This window comes from Acinetobacter sp. NRRL B-65365, assembly GCF_001605865.1.
Classification (GTDB): domain Bacteria; phylum Pseudomonadota; class Gammaproteobacteria; order Pseudomonadales; family Moraxellaceae; genus Acinetobacter; species Acinetobacter vivianii.
This window is the reverse complement of sequence record NZ_LRPD01000004.1, coordinates 127452-142044: the sequence shown is the minus strand read 5'-3', so window position 1 is coordinate 142044 and position 14593 is coordinate 127452. Positions and strand designations below refer to the sequence as shown.

At 41.5% G+C, this 14593-nt stretch carries 13 protein-coding genes; 6 read left to right on the top strand and 7 right to left on the bottom strand.

Going from position 1 to position 14593, the window contains the following annotated elements:
* Nucleotides 1-58: 58 nt before the first annotated feature.
* On the top strand, nucleotides 59-775 hold the full coding sequence (gene rph, locus AWW72_RS02980) for a ribonuclease PH (RefSeq protein ID WP_004773398.1): 717 nt from the start codon (nucleotides 59-61) through the stop codon (nucleotides 773-775).
* 318 nt (nucleotides 776-1093) lie between these two features.
* Nucleotides 1094-3274, top strand: coding sequence for a phosphocholine-specific phospholipase C (locus AWW72_RS02975; RefSeq protein ID WP_062846396.1), 2181 nt, complete (start codon nucleotides 1094-1096; stop codon nucleotides 3272-3274).
* A 62-nt stretch (nucleotides 3275-3336) separates the two neighbouring features.
* Here the strand turns inward: AWW72_RS02975 and AWW72_RS19810 are convergent, their stop codons facing one another.
* A complete protein-coding gene (locus AWW72_RS19810; RefSeq protein ID WP_062846421.1) occupies nucleotides 3337-3573 on the bottom strand; it encodes a hypothetical protein in 237 nt (78 codons plus the stop codon).
* Between the two features lie 192 nt (nucleotides 3574-3765).
* Here AWW72_RS19810 and AWW72_RS02965 point away from each other — a divergent pair, with 192 nt between their 5' ends.
* Complete coding sequence (locus AWW72_RS02965) at nucleotides 3766-3954, top strand: ABZJ_00068 family colistin stress protein (protein WP_004773394.1); 189 nt, start codon at nucleotides 3766-3768, stop codon at nucleotides 3952-3954.
* Here AWW72_RS02965 and nadC read toward each other — a convergent pair.
* Complete coding sequence (gene nadC, locus AWW72_RS02960; protein ID WP_062846395.1) at nucleotides 3951-4796, bottom strand: carboxylating nicotinate-nucleotide diphosphorylase; 846 nt, start codon at nucleotides 4794-4796, stop codon at nucleotides 3951-3953. The genes AWW72_RS02965 and nadC overlap by 4 nt on opposite strands.
* A 413-nt stretch (nucleotides 4797-5209) precedes the next feature.
* Between nadC and ampD the strand changes: the two genes are divergently transcribed.
* Together ampD and murJ are read left to right on the top strand one after the other, a co-directional pair.
* The gene (gene ampD / locus AWW72_RS02955; protein WP_062846420.1) at nucleotides 5210-5803 is read left to right on the top strand and encodes a 1,6-anhydro-N-acetylmuramyl-L-alanine amidase AmpD; all 594 of its coding nucleotides are present in this window, start codon (nucleotides 5210-5212) and stop codon (nucleotides 5801-5803) included.
* 62 nt (nucleotides 5804-5865) lie between these two features.
* Nucleotides 5866-7416 (top strand): murein biosynthesis integral membrane protein MurJ, encoded by a 1551-nt coding sequence (gene murJ, locus AWW72_RS02950; RefSeq protein WP_171254665.1) that lies wholly within the window; start codon nucleotides 5866-5868, stop codon nucleotides 7414-7416.
* 41 nt (nucleotides 7417-7457) lie between these two features.
* Here murJ and bamJ (AWW72_RS02945) read toward each other — a convergent pair whose 3' ends face one another.
* The 5 genes from bamJ (AWW72_RS02945) to AWW72_RS02925 form a co-directional block, all read right to left on the bottom strand.
* Nucleotides 7458-8141, bottom strand: coding sequence for a BamJ family beta-barrel-assembly machinery protein (gene bamJ / locus AWW72_RS02945; RefSeq protein WP_062846393.1), 684 nt, complete (start codon nucleotides 8139-8141; stop codon nucleotides 7458-7460).
* A 47-nt stretch (nucleotides 8142-8188) separates the two neighbouring features.
* The gene (gene bamJ / locus AWW72_RS02940) at nucleotides 8189-8896 is read right to left on the bottom strand and encodes a BamJ family beta-barrel-assembly machinery protein (protein ID WP_062846392.1); all 708 of its coding nucleotides are present in this window, start codon (nucleotides 8894-8896) and stop codon (nucleotides 8189-8191) included.
* Between the two features lie 174 nt (nucleotides 8897-9070).
* Nucleotides 9071-11254: a polysaccharide biosynthesis tyrosine autokinase gene (locus tag AWW72_RS02935; RefSeq protein WP_062846391.1), complete on the bottom strand. Its 2184-nt coding sequence runs from the start codon at nucleotides 11252-11254 to the stop codon at nucleotides 9071-9073.
* Between the two features lie 17 nt (nucleotides 11255-11271).
* Nucleotides 11272-11700: a low molecular weight protein-tyrosine-phosphatase gene (locus AWW72_RS02930; protein ID WP_062846390.1), complete on the bottom strand. Its 429-nt coding sequence runs from the start codon at nucleotides 11698-11700 to the stop codon at nucleotides 11272-11274.
* A gap of 5 nt (nucleotides 11701-11705) precedes the next feature.
* Complete coding sequence (locus tag AWW72_RS02925) at nucleotides 11706-12806, bottom strand: polysaccharide biosynthesis/export family protein (protein ID WP_062846389.1); 1101 nt, start codon at nucleotides 12804-12806, stop codon at nucleotides 11706-11708.
* 650 nt (nucleotides 12807-13456) lie between these two features.
* Between AWW72_RS02925 and wecB the strand changes: the two genes are divergently transcribed.
* Entirely contained in the window at nucleotides 13457-14581 is a 1125-nt protein-coding gene (gene wecB, locus AWW72_RS02920) for a non-hydrolyzing UDP-N-acetylglucosamine 2-epimerase (protein WP_062846419.1), read from the top strand.
* Nucleotides 14582-14593 lie beyond the last annotated feature (12 nt).

The following is a 14593-nucleotide window of genomic DNA, read 5'->3' as shown; positions in this document are numbered from 1 at the left end:
TGTAATTGAGCTATACTATGGCGCAATGATATTTGAGCCATAGTTTTAAGGAATCGTTATGCGTATTGACCAAAGAGCATTAGACCAATTACGTGAGGTAAAAATTACCCGTAACTATACCCGTTACGCAGAAGGCTCAGTTTTGGTTGAGTTTGGTCATACTAAAGTGTTGTGTACCGCGAGTATTGATAACTCGGTACCGCGCTTCCTGAAAGGTCAGGGTCAAGGCTGGGTAACAGCTGAATATGGCATGTTGCCACGCTCAACGCATACGCGTAGCGATCGTGAAGCGGCTCGTGGTAAGCAAACGGGTCGTACTCAAGAGATCCAGCGCCTGATTGGCCGTAGCTTACGTGCAATGGTGGATTTGAAGAAGTTGGGCGAGAACACCATTACCATCGACTGTGATGTGATTCAGGCAGATGGCGGTACCCGTACTGCGGCGATTACGGGTGCAGCGGTGGCTTTGGTTGACGCAATGAATGTATTGCTCAGCAACAAAAAGATTAAACAGGATCCATTAAAGAGTTTAGTGGCAGCAATTTCGGTGGGTATGTATAAAGACGAAGTACTCCTCGATCTATGCTACGAAGAAGATTCAAATTGCCAAACGGATTTGAATGTGGTGATGACACAAGCGGGTGAATTTATTGAAATTCAGGGAACGGCAGAAGACAAACCGTTCACCCGTCAACAGTGCAATGCCATGTTGGAGCTTGCAGAAAAAGGAATCGCGGAATTGATTCAAAAGCAACAGCAGGCACTCGGTTGGTAAGTTCCAGTTGATAGTGCGGGCGGTCTGGTGTGTTTAGACCGCCTTTTTTTTATCTTATTTTTCTGTCATCAAACTGCGATCAAATCATCATCTAAATGTCATTTATATTGTATTGACTATCTGCACTGATATTTTAACGGATAGTAAAATGCGAAATTTCTTTTTAGCGTTACTGAGTAGTAGCTGCTTTTTACTCAGTGCCTGTAATGATAGTGATAAAGGCGATAACAATAATTCCACGCCAAATCCACAGCCGCCAACCACAAGCTGCAAAATTCACTGTGCGCCCTAATGAATAAAAATAAGGAAGTTAATAAGATGAATCGTCGTGACTTTGTATTAAATTCAACCAAAGCGTTGTTTGGTACGGCTGCATTGACCAGTTTTCCAATGAGTATTCAAAAAGCACTTGCGATTGATGCCAAGGTAGAAACAGGCACCATCAAAGACGTTAAGCACGTGGTGATTTTGACTCAGGAAAACCGTTCTTTTGATAATTACTTTGGCACCCTGAAAGGTGTACGTGGTTTTGGTGACCGTTTCACTATTCCACTGAGCCAAGGCCGTAAAGTCTGGGAACAATACGACGCCAATAAGAATAAAGTCTACCCCTATCATCTAGACAGCAGCCGCGGCAATGCACAGCGTGTCAGTGGCACGCCACATTCATGGACTGACGGGCAATACGCGTGGGATCATGGTCGCATGGGCAATTGGGTGCAATACAAGCAACCACAATCTATGGGTTATTACAAACAACAGGAAGTTGAATTCCAGTTTGCCTTAGCCAATGCTTTTACGTTGTGCGATGCCTACCACTGTGCGATGCATACTGGCACCAATTCTAACCGTATGTTTATCTGGACGGGAACGAATGGCCCAACAGGGGCGAATGTTGCCAGTGTGGTTAATGATCTGGACTCGATTGGAACATCTCTCACAGGTTATGACTGGACCACTTATCCTGAGCGCTTACAGGAAGCGGGCGTGAGCTGGAAAGTTTATCAAAACATGCCAGACAACTTTACCGATAACCCATTGGCAGGATTTAAAAAGTACCGCCGTGCCAACGAATTATCAGGCAAGCCAGTCAATAACAGTACGATTTGTCCAGCTTATGATCCAGCCATTGATGCCAGACAACCCTTATATAAAGGCATTGCCAATACCATGCCAGATGGTGGTTTTCTCGGTTCATTTAAAGAAGATATTGCCAAAGGACAACTACCACAGGTGAGCTGGCTGGTGGCGCCTGCAACCTATAGCGAACATCCTGGGCCTTCAAGCCCTGTGCAAGGTGCATGGTATATTCAGGAAGTGTTGAATGCGCTGACTGAGCGCCCAGAATTGTGGAGCCAGACAGTTTTCCTGATTAACTTTGATGAAAATGATGGTTTCTTTGACCATGTGCCTTCACCAAGTGCGCCTTCGATGGATATTTCAGGTGAAGTCTATGGTAAATCGACATTAAGCAAGGAACAGATGTCTTATGAGTATGCGACGCATGCCAAAGCATCCAATGGACAACCGAATTTTACCGATCCGAAAGTGAGTAATGGGGTGGGGGTCTATGGGCCAGGGATTCGTGTACCGATGTATATCATTTCACCGTGGAGTCGTGGTGGCTGGGTCAATTCACAAGTGTTTGACCATTCTTCCGTGATTCGCTTCCTAGAACAATGTTTTGGCGTACAGGAACCAAATATCAGCCCATATCGACGTGCGGTATGTGGCGATTTAATGTCAGCCTTTAACTTTAAGACCCCGAATTTACTCCCAATGCCAGATTTGGCGGGGAAGAAGAGCAAAGCTGAAGCAGATGCCATCCGTAAAGCACAGGAGCGTTTGGGGCAGGTGAGCCGTCCAGAAAGTCAGACCTATCCTGTGCAGGACATGGGTATCCGTCCATCTCGTGCCTTACCTTATATTCTGCACACTAGTGCTAAAGTGGACGCTGCAGCGAAAACCGTCAAACTGATGTTCTCGAATACAGGTTCGCATGCAGCCGTGTTCCATGTCTACGATAAATTAAATCTGGATGCGGTGCCGCGCCGTTATATGGTTGAGGCAGGCAAGCAACTGGATGACATCTGGCAGACTCATGATAATCGTTATGATTTATGGGTATTGGGGCCGAATGGTTTCCACCGTAGTTTTACGGGCAATCTAGCTCAAGCAACACAAATTCAGGCATTGCCAGAGATTCGGGTCTGTATGGAAGAGTGTGATCCAAAGCTGTTCTTAAAAGTACGTAATGACGCAGCACAGGTTGCAAAACTGGTAATCAAGGCCAACGCTTATTTACCGAACAAGCTCTGGCAGATTGAAACAGCGGCAACTGAAAAAGAACTTGGCTGGGACATGAGCGAGTTTGGTGGTTGGTATGATTTCACCGTCACCATTGAAAATGATCCGAGTTATAGCCGTCGTTTTGCTGGACGTATTGAAACCAATGAAGACTCCATTTCTGATCCATATATGGGCTTTATTGAGCTATAAATTGTAGGATTAGATGAGAAAAAGCAGTCTAGGTGGGTACTTAGGCTGCTTTTTAGATTAAATTAGTGCAATAAAAAATAAAGACACAATATTATCAGTAGCATCAAACTGAAAAAACCAGCCACAAATACTTCAGTACTGTCAAAATCCACCCGTTGCCCAAGACGATAACCGCGGACTACTCCATAACCGATGCAACGGATTAATCCTTCAAAAATAATTTCAAAGATTACATTAATAAATACAAAGCGGAAAAACTTAAAAAGTAAGTGGAATAAAGCCTCAAATATGCTGTCCATCATTATTATTTTAATCAATAGTGTTGCTGAGCATTATGAGCTTACACAGATCGAAATGAAAGCAAACATATAGCTATCATCTTCAACAGAATCTCACTGAGTGTTTTCATGCTGTTACATAGCACTCAGATTTGGCTCATGTTCGTTTGATACAGTGAGCAAAAATTGAAAGTAAGATATTTCGGGGTAAGGATGTTACAAGTTTTTCTTGTGTTATTAACCGCAGTAACTTTTGTTTTAATGGCGGCAGATCCACGACCAACTGATTCGACCGAAGCCAAATCAGCGTGGCAAGTTGAAACAACTGAAGTTTCTAAGAAAACAGAACTTTTAGCTTCACAAAAGCATGAGTCTCAAGACAAAGAGACAGATCAGGCTTAAGCGTTAAAACGCATGGATAAATCAACCGCTCTTACATCTTTGGTCAATACACCCATTGAAATATAGTCGACCCCTGTGGTCGCCACTTCACGTAAATTTTCGATGGTAATATTGCCAGATGCTTCTAGCTTGCAGCGACCTGCAACATGTTTAACCGCATCAATCATTTGTTGCTGACTAAAGTTATCCAGCATTACGATATCAGCACCAGCTTCAAGTGCCTGATTTAACTCATCCCAAGTTTCAACTTCAACTTCGACAGGTTTGCCTGGCGCGATTTGGTGTGCTTTGGTGATGGCTTGGGCAATACCGCCAGCAGCCATAATATGATTTTCTTTAATCAGGAAAGCATCAAATAAACCTAAGCGGTGATTTTGACCACCACCGATTGCTACGGCATATTTTTGCGCGATACGTAGACCTGGTAAGGTTTTACGGGTATCGAGCAGTTTGGTATTTAAACCATCGAGCTGTTTGACATAGCTAGCAGTTTTAGTCGCAACTGCAGACAAGGTCTGGATAAAGTTTAAAGCTGGACGCTCTACTGTGAGTAAGCTGCGCGCTGAACCAGCGAGTTTTAAAAATGCTTCATTTGCACCAACCACGTCGCCTTCTTGCTTTAACCACGTTACTTGCACGGTGTTATCATAGGCTTGAATCAAGGCATTCACCCACGGTTGACCTGCCAGTACCATCTCTTCACGACTAATAATGGTTGCTGTGGCTTGCTCATCGACTGGTGTAAGCATGGCGGTAATATCGCCGTCCCCAATATCTTCTTGTAATGCTTGTTGGATATTGATTTGAATAGATTGTTCAAGCAAAGATTGAGGAATACTCATACCAGTTCCAGTATATTTTTGACCAAAAAACGTGTGCGATATAATAGGGTCTATTGACATTTCAACCATGCATTGCGTTATTGGCTAAAACGACATAAACAAGGCATGAAATGTAGGCAATGGCGCCACCCTTGTCAAGTTTCATAACGCTGTTTATGGCGGGTTTAGCCATAACCCTCTGGGACAGGAATATTTTTTGCCGCTCCTGCGTTATAACTTGACTCATTTAGAATGACTAAATTTCGCAAGTCATGCCTTGTATCGTCTAAAAATATTCTCTGTCGCAAGCATCTGTGAAATGTTAATAGACCCTAATACCCTCCCTGTAAAAAATAAGTATTTCATCTCGATTATTCTGGATAAAGCATGGCAGAATGGCATCTATAAAGATTAAATTGCTGATTCGAGTCACAATGCAACACGCTAGATTTGCTCAAGTACAAGAGGGTGTATTGGTGGGAGCGACCCAGATTGCGTCGCCTAATTTCAATACACGTCCTGCTGGAACTGATATTCAACTGATTGTTATTCATAATATCAGTTTGCCGCCTTCCCAGTTTGGTGGGGGCTATATTCAGCAATTTTTTCAGAATCAATTAGACTGGTCGCTACATCCTTATTTCCAGACCATTGAAGGGATGCAGGTCTCGGCACACCTGTTGATTTTGCGGACAGGCGAAGTGATTCAGTTTGTGAATTTTAATGATCGTTCGTGGCATGCAGGACGTTCGAATTATCTTGCACAGAAAGAATGTAATGATTATTCGATCGGGATCGAGCTGGAGGGCAGTGATGATTTGCCTTTTGAGCCAGCACAGTATCAAGCATTGGTTGAGGTTGTGAAAACCTTACAACAGGCCTATCCAAAAATTCAAAATCATATCGCAGGCCATTCTGACATTGCGCCAAAACGTAAAACCGATCCAGGTGAACATTTTGATTGGCAATTATTTCGAAATTTGCTCGCTCAACAGAAGTTAGCCGAAAAAACATCGATAGATTTATAATTTCACAACGAAATCTGTTGGGACTTTCATTACAATAACGCTTTTTAAAAGATAAGCCGTAGGTGAATGCGATGGCATTGTGGCGATCGACTGTAATTGTCAGTGCAATGACAATGTTATCTCGGGTATTGGGTTTGGTACGTGATGTTGTACTACTCAATGTATTTGGTGCGGGTAAGGACTTCGATACCTTTGTTGTTGCCTTTCGTATTCCCAACTTTTTTAGGCGCTTATTTGCAGAAGGGGCTTTTTCTCAGGCCTTTATTCCTGTTTTAACCGAATATAAAACTAGCCGTGCCCATGCCGAAGTCCAGATTTTAATTAGTCGGGTATTTGGCTGTCTGCTTACGGCTATGTCATTACTGACCTTTGTGGCGATGGTTGCCGCACCAGCGATTATTTATCTCTACGCACCTGGTTTCCATAACGACCCAGAGAAGTTTGAGCTTGCGGTCGATATGTTCCGCCTGACCATTCCGTATCTGATGTTTATGTCCTTGACGGCTTTTGCCAGCAGTATTCTGAACAGTTACGGTTCTTTTGCCTCACCTGCATTTTCTCCAGTACTGCTCAATGTTGCGATGATTGCAGGGGCATGGTGGTTGACGCCGTATATGGCGGAGCCGATCATGGCTTTGGGTTGGGCTGTGGTTGCGGCGGGTGTTCTACAGTTGGCGATTCAGATTCCGGAATTATGGAAGAAGAATTTGCTGATTCCACCTAAAGTTGATTTTAAACATGAAGGGGTGGATCGCATCTTAAAATTGATGCTGCCTGCCTTATTTGGTGTATCCGTTACCCAGATTAACTTGTTGCTGAACACCATTTGGGCTTCCTTTATGCAGGATGGTTCGGTCTCCTGGTTATACAGTGCCGAGCGTATGACTGAGTTACCATTGGGGCTGATTGGTGTTGCGATTGGTACGGTCATTTTACCTTCGCTTTCTGCACGTCATGCAGAGCAAGACCAAGCTAAATTTAGAGGAATGATTGATTGGGCTGCGAAGATTATTATGCTGGTGGGAATTCCTGCGAGTATTGCGTTATTTATGTTGTCGACGCCGATCATTCAAGCGTTATTCCAACGAGGTGAATTTACTTTAGAAGATACCAGAATGACGGCTCTGGCATTGCAATGTATGAGTGCAGGCGTAATCTCCTTTATGTTGATTAAAGTCTTTGCACCTGGTTTCTATGCACAGCAAGATACCAAGACCCCAGTCCGTGTCGGCTTAATGGCAGTTGCGGCCAATGCCATTTTAAACGTGATCTTTATTGGCTTCTTTAAATTGATCGACTGGCATGCAGAACATATGGCTTTAGCTTTGGCGTCTTCGGGCTCTGCTTTGGTGAATGCGGGCATGCTGTATTTCTATCTGCATAAACGTAATATTTTCCGTTTTGGCGAGCATTGGAAGAAACTTGCATTTCAATATGCAGTTGCCAATATCGCGATGATTGCTGCACTCTGGTATGGCTTAACTTGGTACCAAGGCGATATTTCACAATGGTTGCGTATTGTTGAAGTGGCTGGCTTATGTATGGTTGGCGTGGTGGCTTATGTGATTGGGTTACTGGTGACAGGGTTTAGACCACGGCATTTAAAGGCATAAGTCAGTTGTAAAATTAAACCCTCCAAATGGAGGGTTTTTTATTATTTCACTTCAAGTAATTCGATATCAAAAATTAAAGTGCTGTTTGGCCCAATGGCATCGCCTGAACCCACATCGCCATAAGCGAGATTGGCAGGAACAAAGAAGCGGCTCTTACCACCTACTTTCATCGTTTGCACACCTTCAGTCCAGCCTGCAATGACTTGGCTGAGTTTAAACTCTACAGGATGATTACGGGCGATAGAGCTATCAAACACTGTGCCATCTAATAGTCGGCCTTCATAATTCACTTTTACCGTAGAAGAGGCTTTGGGAGACTTTCCTTGACCTTGTTGTAGCACTTGATACTGTAATCCTGACTTCGTCGTTACGATATCGGCTTTTTTGCCGTTTTCCGCTAAAAACGCTTTGCCGGACTGATCATTTTTTTTGGCCTGCTCCTGAAACTCTACCAGTTGCTTGGCTTCTAGACGCTTTTTATATTGATTCAGCACATTGGCCATTTCTTCATCAGTTAAAGAGGCTGGCTTACCTTGCATGGCTTCTTGTAAGCCTTGTACAAAAGTCTCGATATTCAAATCTTTGAGTGTTTCTGCATTCCCTCGACCCATCAGATAACCATAGCTATAGCCGAGTTGTTCTTTCTGTGGACTTTTTGTGGAAATGGGAGCTGCTTGAACCGTTCCGATGGTCGAGGCAATTAAAATCAGGCCTAATCTTTTCATTCTATCTTCCAAAAAATAAAGGAGGACACTAGCCCTCCTTAAATCATTTATTTTACAGCGATTAATTCTACATCAAATACTAGTGGGCTATTTGGTGGAATTGAACCTGGGACACCTTGTTCACCGTAACCTAGATTTGCAGGAATATAAAGCGTTGCCTTACCACCTTCTTTCATCAGCTGTAGACCTTCAGTCCAACCTGGAATCACTTGATTCAGTGGGAATTCAATTGGCTCACCACGATCATAAGAGCTATCAAACACTTTGCCATCAGGAAGTTGGCCTTTGTAATGCACTTTTACGATAGAGCTTGCGGTCGGTTGCTTACCTGTACCTTCTTTGGTGATTTTATATTGCAAACCAGAAGCTGTTGTTTTCACACCTTCTTTTTTCGCATTTTCTGTCAAGAAGCTGCTATTGGTTGCTTCAACTTTTTTGGTTTCATCCATTTGCTTTTGTTGTAGTTCCTTTTGGAATTCTACATAAGCTGCCTGTAACTCTTCTTCTGTATATGCAGCAGGTTTTTGCGCATGGGCATCACGGAAACCTGTGATAAATGCGCTTGTTTCTAATTCTGGTGGTGTTTGCTTAGCAACTTCATAGCCGAGTGCGTAGCTGATTTTTGCGACAGGCGCTGCATTTTTATCAGCTTTTGCCCCAAGTTCAGTCGCTGGGTGTTGAGTTGCATAGTAGACAGGAACGAGTGCTGCACCGCCTAATACGGCTGCGACAACGAAAGGTAAAGCTTTACTCATGAGATGTCCCAAAGTGAGATTGGAATAAAAAATATGGCAATGATCTTAGCATGTCTACGCTTAAGCATTGAATAATTAAGCGCAAAAATGCGTGGGTTTTTTATAAGATTTATGTGTTTAAATAAAAAACCAGATCACGGGATCTGGTTTTTTAACAATCAATTTAAAGTTTGCTTAGTCATCTTTATTGGCTTTATAGGCATATGCATAGTTATAGCCATAACCATAGCCAGCACTTGAGCGTTGAATGTCATTCAGAATGAAACCATTCACTTTCACATTGGCTTGCTCAAAGCGATTTAGGCTTAGTTCAAGCTCTTTCATTTGTGATTTAGCATAACGCGCAACCAGTAAATTCACGCCTGCATATTGAGAAATAATAATACCATCGGTCACTGCCAGGATTGGTGGTGTATCGATAATGATGTGGTCATATTGCTGGCTCAACTGTTCCATCAAGGCTTTAAACTGTTCTGAACTGAGCATTTCAGACGGATTGGTTGGATTTTTACCACGTGCAATCACACTGAGTCCAGCTACATCGGTTTGATGGATGACTTGGTTTAAATCTGCAAGATTACTTAAATATTCTGCTAAACCAGGTTTAACCTCTAAATTAAAGTATTTATGCATATAGCCACGACGCATATCGGCATCAACCAGCAATACTTTTTTATTACTTTGAGCAAGGATAGTAGCTAAATTGGTAGAAATAAATGATTTACCAACTTCTGGTGATGGTCCCGCAATCATGATGATATTGTTTTTGGCATTTGATAATGCAAAATGGATCGCAGTTCGGATACTACGTAAACTCTCTACCGCAATATCATCATTATGTTTAACCGCCAAAATAGGAATAGATTTCTTTTTCTTCAAGATACTCATACGGGTTTCTTGAACAGGAGAGCGCGGTACAGTCGCATACACTGGTAAATCAAATTCATTTTCGATTTGTCCAGAATCTTTCACTCCGGTACGTAACATATTACGCAATAACGCAATTAGGGTTCCTAAAAAACCACCTAAGAAAATAGAAAGTATTAGAATTTGCAGTTTTTGTGGCTTAATTGGTTGAACAGGTTCTACTGCGGTATCGACAATACGTACATTACCAATTTCACCTGCTTTAGCGATACGCAATTGCTGATACGAGTTTAATAGGGCTGTATAGAGCTGGGTTTTAACTTCAACTTCACGGTACAGTTGTAAGTATTGACGTTGAACATCTGGTAACTGTTTCAAAGTACTATTTAGCGCAGCGATTTGCTTATCTAATGCAGTAATTTGTGCATTAATTTCACGCATGGCTGGATGTTGAGCCGTATATTTGGCTGCCAGATCAGCTTGTTGTTGTTGTAACTCAATCTTTTTGGTTTCCAAAGTGATGCTTTGAGTTAAATAGAGTTCAGACTCTTTAGTGACATCAACAGTATTATATTGTTGACGGAACTTATTAAACACACGTTCCGCATCATCCAGTTGTTTTTTCAGGTCTGGCAGTTGTTCATCCAAAAACTTTAAGGTTTGTGCTGTTTCAGCAGAACGGCGCTCGACATTTTGGGCACTATAGGCTGCCAAAATTGCATTCAGTACTTTGGTAATGTGTTCTTTGTCCTGACCTTGATAATTTAAGCCTAAAATTCCAGTGAGTTTACCTTTTTCTGCTACAGAATAGTTGGCATTAATCGCTTGCGTGGCTGCGGGTAGAGAGCTCTTTTTTACGAAATAATGTGTATCAAAAGTATCTTTAGTAAAAATAGCAAGCTTCCAAACACCATAACGGGTACTGATTTGATTCAGCTTATTCAAAGGTACTGTTAAGATTAATTCATCAGTTGCAGGGTCGATTAAGCTAAAATTTTGATCCTTAAAACTTAAGCTCAGTGTTTTATCCAGAAAGTAGTTTGGTACTTCAAATTGATGGATATCAAAAGATTTTTCTTCATCATGAAAAGTAACCGCTTTAGGGTTATATTCAGTCGCGTAATCGGCTTTATTAAATAAACGATGTGAAAAAGTATCTTCTGGACTTGAAATATCTAGATTGAGATGGAGGGCTTCTATGACTGAACCCAGTACCAAACGTGATTTTAAAATTTCGATTTCAGACTGTGCTGGTGACTTCTGTTCTATCATTTGTGATAGATCACCCAGTAAAGCGGCAGAAGCACCTTTGCTATCTTCTACTTGAACCAAGGCATCAACTGAATAAGTGCTTGGCGTTGCACGTAAATACAGTAAAGCAAGCACCAAGCTCAAAATAATACACAGTGCAATGAGTTTCCATTGGGCAATCAAAGCAAAGAACAGCTCTTTCAGGTCAATCGTATCTTCGGTTTTGGTATTTTGGCTCATAATCTTAATCTAAAAAGTTAAATATAATTTTTCCAGTCAGCTACGCACTGTTGAATCAACTGACAGGTATTATCAAAATAGGCCTGATCGTGTTGGTATGGATCAGGTACATTTTTATTTTGCCAATGCCCCAGACGAAAAACTTTGCCTTTGGCAAAGGGCCAAGTTTGCTCGATATGTTTTTGCTGATTATGGCTCATGACTAAAATTAGGTCTGCTTGCTTTAGGTGATCTGCATTGAGTTTTTGAGCAATATGAGGAGTCATATCAATATTTAAACGTTGCATACACAATTTGGCTTTGTCATCGGCTGGATGACCAATTAATCCAGAAAGACCTGCAGATTCAATCTGCAGGTTAGGGTGTTGCTGTTTAAGTAGATACTCTGCCATCGGACTACGACAGATATTGCCCACACAGACAACCAGAACTGTTTTAATCTCCATATTAATTATTGCCCCAAACGATCTATATTATATAAGGCGCTTGAGAATGGAATAATCTGGTTGACAACACGTTGCCAGCGCGTCAGACCAGTCGCATCGACATAGACAATATCATTACTGCGTAATCTAAACTGGTTGGCCAGACCGAAGTCACCCAGACTTATTAAATTAAGGTGATAGAGTTCAGTATGGCGATCTTGCGGATTGGTACGAAGCACATAGATCCGGCTGGCACTAGCAGAAAGAGGATTAATCCCTAAGCTCTCGCCTAAAGCATCACTCAAAGTCATACCTTGATCACGCATGGGTAAGGCTTGGTTTTTACCGGACTCACCCATCACATAAATTTTCTGGTTTTCGCGGTTACCTACAAAAATTGTATCATTGGGTTGAACCAGCAGTTTATGCAACGAATAGCCAGCTTTTTCCAGCGCGATAGTATTCAAATCATAAGTTTGTCCATTACGTATCAGTTGAATAAAAGTATTGTCACCTTTATCGGTAACACCGCCGGCCATTCCTAAAGCAGTGTAAATACTGATGGGCTGGTCACTTAGGAAAAATTGACCACCTTTGAGCACGCTGCCTTGAACTGAGTAGCGCTGCCCTTGATAAGAAAGCACACGAACAATGACGTCTGGATTTTTTAGATATCGGGAAAATTGGCTACGAAGTTCAGTGTTGAGTTGTGCTAGCGTTTTTCCTGAAGCTTTATAACGTCCAACCAAGGGAATTTGTACATAGCCATTGGAGTCAATCGGATAACCATTTGCCTGTACTGCTTGTTCATTCGAAATATTACTATTAGGTGGCGTGATTTCGGGATATGCCCACAGCTGGATGGAGAGAATATCACCTGAACTTAAGCGATAAGCTGGTTGTTGTTGTTTAAATAGAGTTGAATAATTATTACGGTAATCAATCTGAGCAGGTTGAATTGCAGGTAAATTGTCTTGGGTAATTTTGATTACATTAACATTAGTTCCCTGGTCAGTGGTGTAAATGCCTTCACTTGGAATATCATGTGTTTGTAAGCCAGAAGTCACAGCACAGGCTGTTGCACTTAGACTAATCGCAAGAATGGAAAAAAGTTGATAATGCTTCACACTTGACCCTTAAATAGTTATATCTGTTGTCACACAACAACATATCTTTGGACTTAGAATTGAGGCCATTCTAGCTGAAAAAATCTAAAAAAGCATAGCAGAAACATTTCGGTTTGTATGTTTAGTTTATCTGAAAATATGGATGAAAGAATGCTCGAAAGGTGTATCGGTAAACCTTTAAGTATAGAAGAGAGTAGGTTGTTAAAAACAATCATACAATTCAAATGGGGGCAAAATTAAAAACCTGCTATAGTACGCCCGATTTGCTGAGATAGAGGAATAACCTTGCTTTCATTAACGTGATAAGGGTGCTTGAAAGGATTAGTAAGTGAGACATTCCTAACATGCTGATTAAAAATTAAGTCACTACAATGTATTAGAAAGGTTAAAGAATTTTGCTTTGACACATTGAAGTGATAGAAGTTAAACGGCAGAAAATAAGGCTTTATCTATAGATAGAGGCTAGTGTTTGGATATAACCTGTGATCTGTCTTAAATCTTTATGCAAATAGATTTATTGATTAAAGCTCAATTTCTACATCGTCGTTGTTAAAAAATGAGATGATATAAATTGGACCATCAGAATGAAAAATTTTATGGTTTAAATATTTAAACTATAAATGGAAAGTGATCATAAAAGGGTGAATTGGGTGAAAAAGGTTTTATTAGTATTTGGTACACGGCCAGAAGCAATTAAAATGGCACCTTTAGCATTAAAATTACAAGCAAATAATCAGCACTTTGAAACTAAAGTTTGTGTAACTGGACAGCATCGACAGATGCTGGATCAGGTGTTAGAACTTTTTGATTTAAAACCTGATTTTGACTTAAATTTGATGAAACCAGGACAAACACTTTCGGATGTGACCTCTGGTGTGCTTAAAGGTCTGGAGCAGGTGTTCGAGCAATGGCTGCCAGATGTAATTTTAGTACATGGTGATACTGCGACTACATTTGCCGCATCCTTAGCTGCCTATTACCATAAAATCAAAGTAGGGCATGTTGAGGCTGGGCTACGTACAGGTGATTTATATTCGCCTTGGCCAGAAGAAGCTAATCGACAATTAACCGGTGTATTGGCAAATTATCATTTTGCACCAACACAATCCTCTTATGACAACCTCATTAAAGAAAATGTGAATCCAGCGACTATTGTTGTGACCGGTAATACCGTGATTGATGCGCTATTGCAAGTCAAACAAAAGGTTGAGCAAGATCAAACACTGGTCGAACAATTTCAACAGCAGTTCTCATTTCTCGAGATAGAGAAGAAACTGATTTTGGTGACGGGCCATCGTCGCGAGAACTTTGGTCAGGGATTTTTAAATATTTGTAAGGCCTTAGCGAATCTGGCAAAAAAATATCCGGATATCCAGATTGTGTATCCGGTGCATTTAAATCCCAATGTACAGCAACCAGTGAACGCACTTTTGGCCGATATTGACAATGTTTATCTGATTGCGCCACAAGACTACTTACCTTTCGTTTATTTAATGAATCGTAGTTACCTGATTCTGACCGACTCTGGCGGGATTCAGGAAGAAGCTCCTTCGTTAGGTAAACCTGTTCTGGTGATGCGAGATACCACCGAAAGACCTGAAGCTGTCCAGGCTGGTACAGTGCGTTTAGTGGGGACAGAGATCGCCGCAATTGAACAATCGGTAGCAGAATTACTTGAGAATCCAGATATTTATGCTGAGATGGCTGAAGCCCATAATCCATATGGAGATGGTAATTCATGTCAGCAAATTATTGACTTTCTTAAAGTGAATTGAAGCGAAATTTCC

Coding starts and splice junctions, on each gene's coding strand:
- rph (WP_004773398.1), top strand. CDS start 59: ATGCGTATTGACCAAAGAGCATTAGACCAATTACGTGAGGTAAAAATT.
- AWW72_RS02975 (WP_062846396.1), top strand. CDS start 1,094: ATGAATCGTCGTGACTTTGTATTAAATTCAACCAAAGCGTTGTTTGGT.
- AWW72_RS19810 (WP_062846421.1), bottom strand. CDS start 3,573: ATGGACAGCATATTTGAGGCTTTATTCCACTTACTTTTTAAGTTTTTC.
- AWW72_RS02965 (WP_004773394.1), top strand. CDS start 3,766: ATGTTACAAGTTTTTCTTGTGTTATTAACCGCAGTAACTTTTGTTTTA.
- nadC (WP_062846395.1), bottom strand. CDS start 4,796: ATGAGTATTCCTCAATCTTTGCTTGAACAATCTATTCAAATCAATATC.
- ampD (WP_062846420.1), top strand. CDS start 5,210: ATGCAACACGCTAGATTTGCTCAAGTACAAGAGGGTGTATTGGTGGGA.
- bamJ (WP_062846393.1), bottom strand. CDS start 8,141: ATGAAAAGATTAGGCCTGATTTTAATTGCCTCGACCATCGGAACGGTT.
- bamJ (WP_062846392.1), bottom strand. CDS start 8,896: ATGAGTAAAGCTTTACCTTTCGTTGTCGCAGCCGTATTAGGCGGTGCA.
- AWW72_RS02935 (WP_062846391.1), bottom strand. CDS start 11,254: ATGAGCCAAAATACCAAAACCGAAGATACGATTGACCTGAAAGAGCTG.
- AWW72_RS02930 (WP_062846390.1), bottom strand. CDS start 11,700: ATGGAGATTAAAACAGTTCTGGTTGTCTGTGTGGGCAATATCTGTCGT.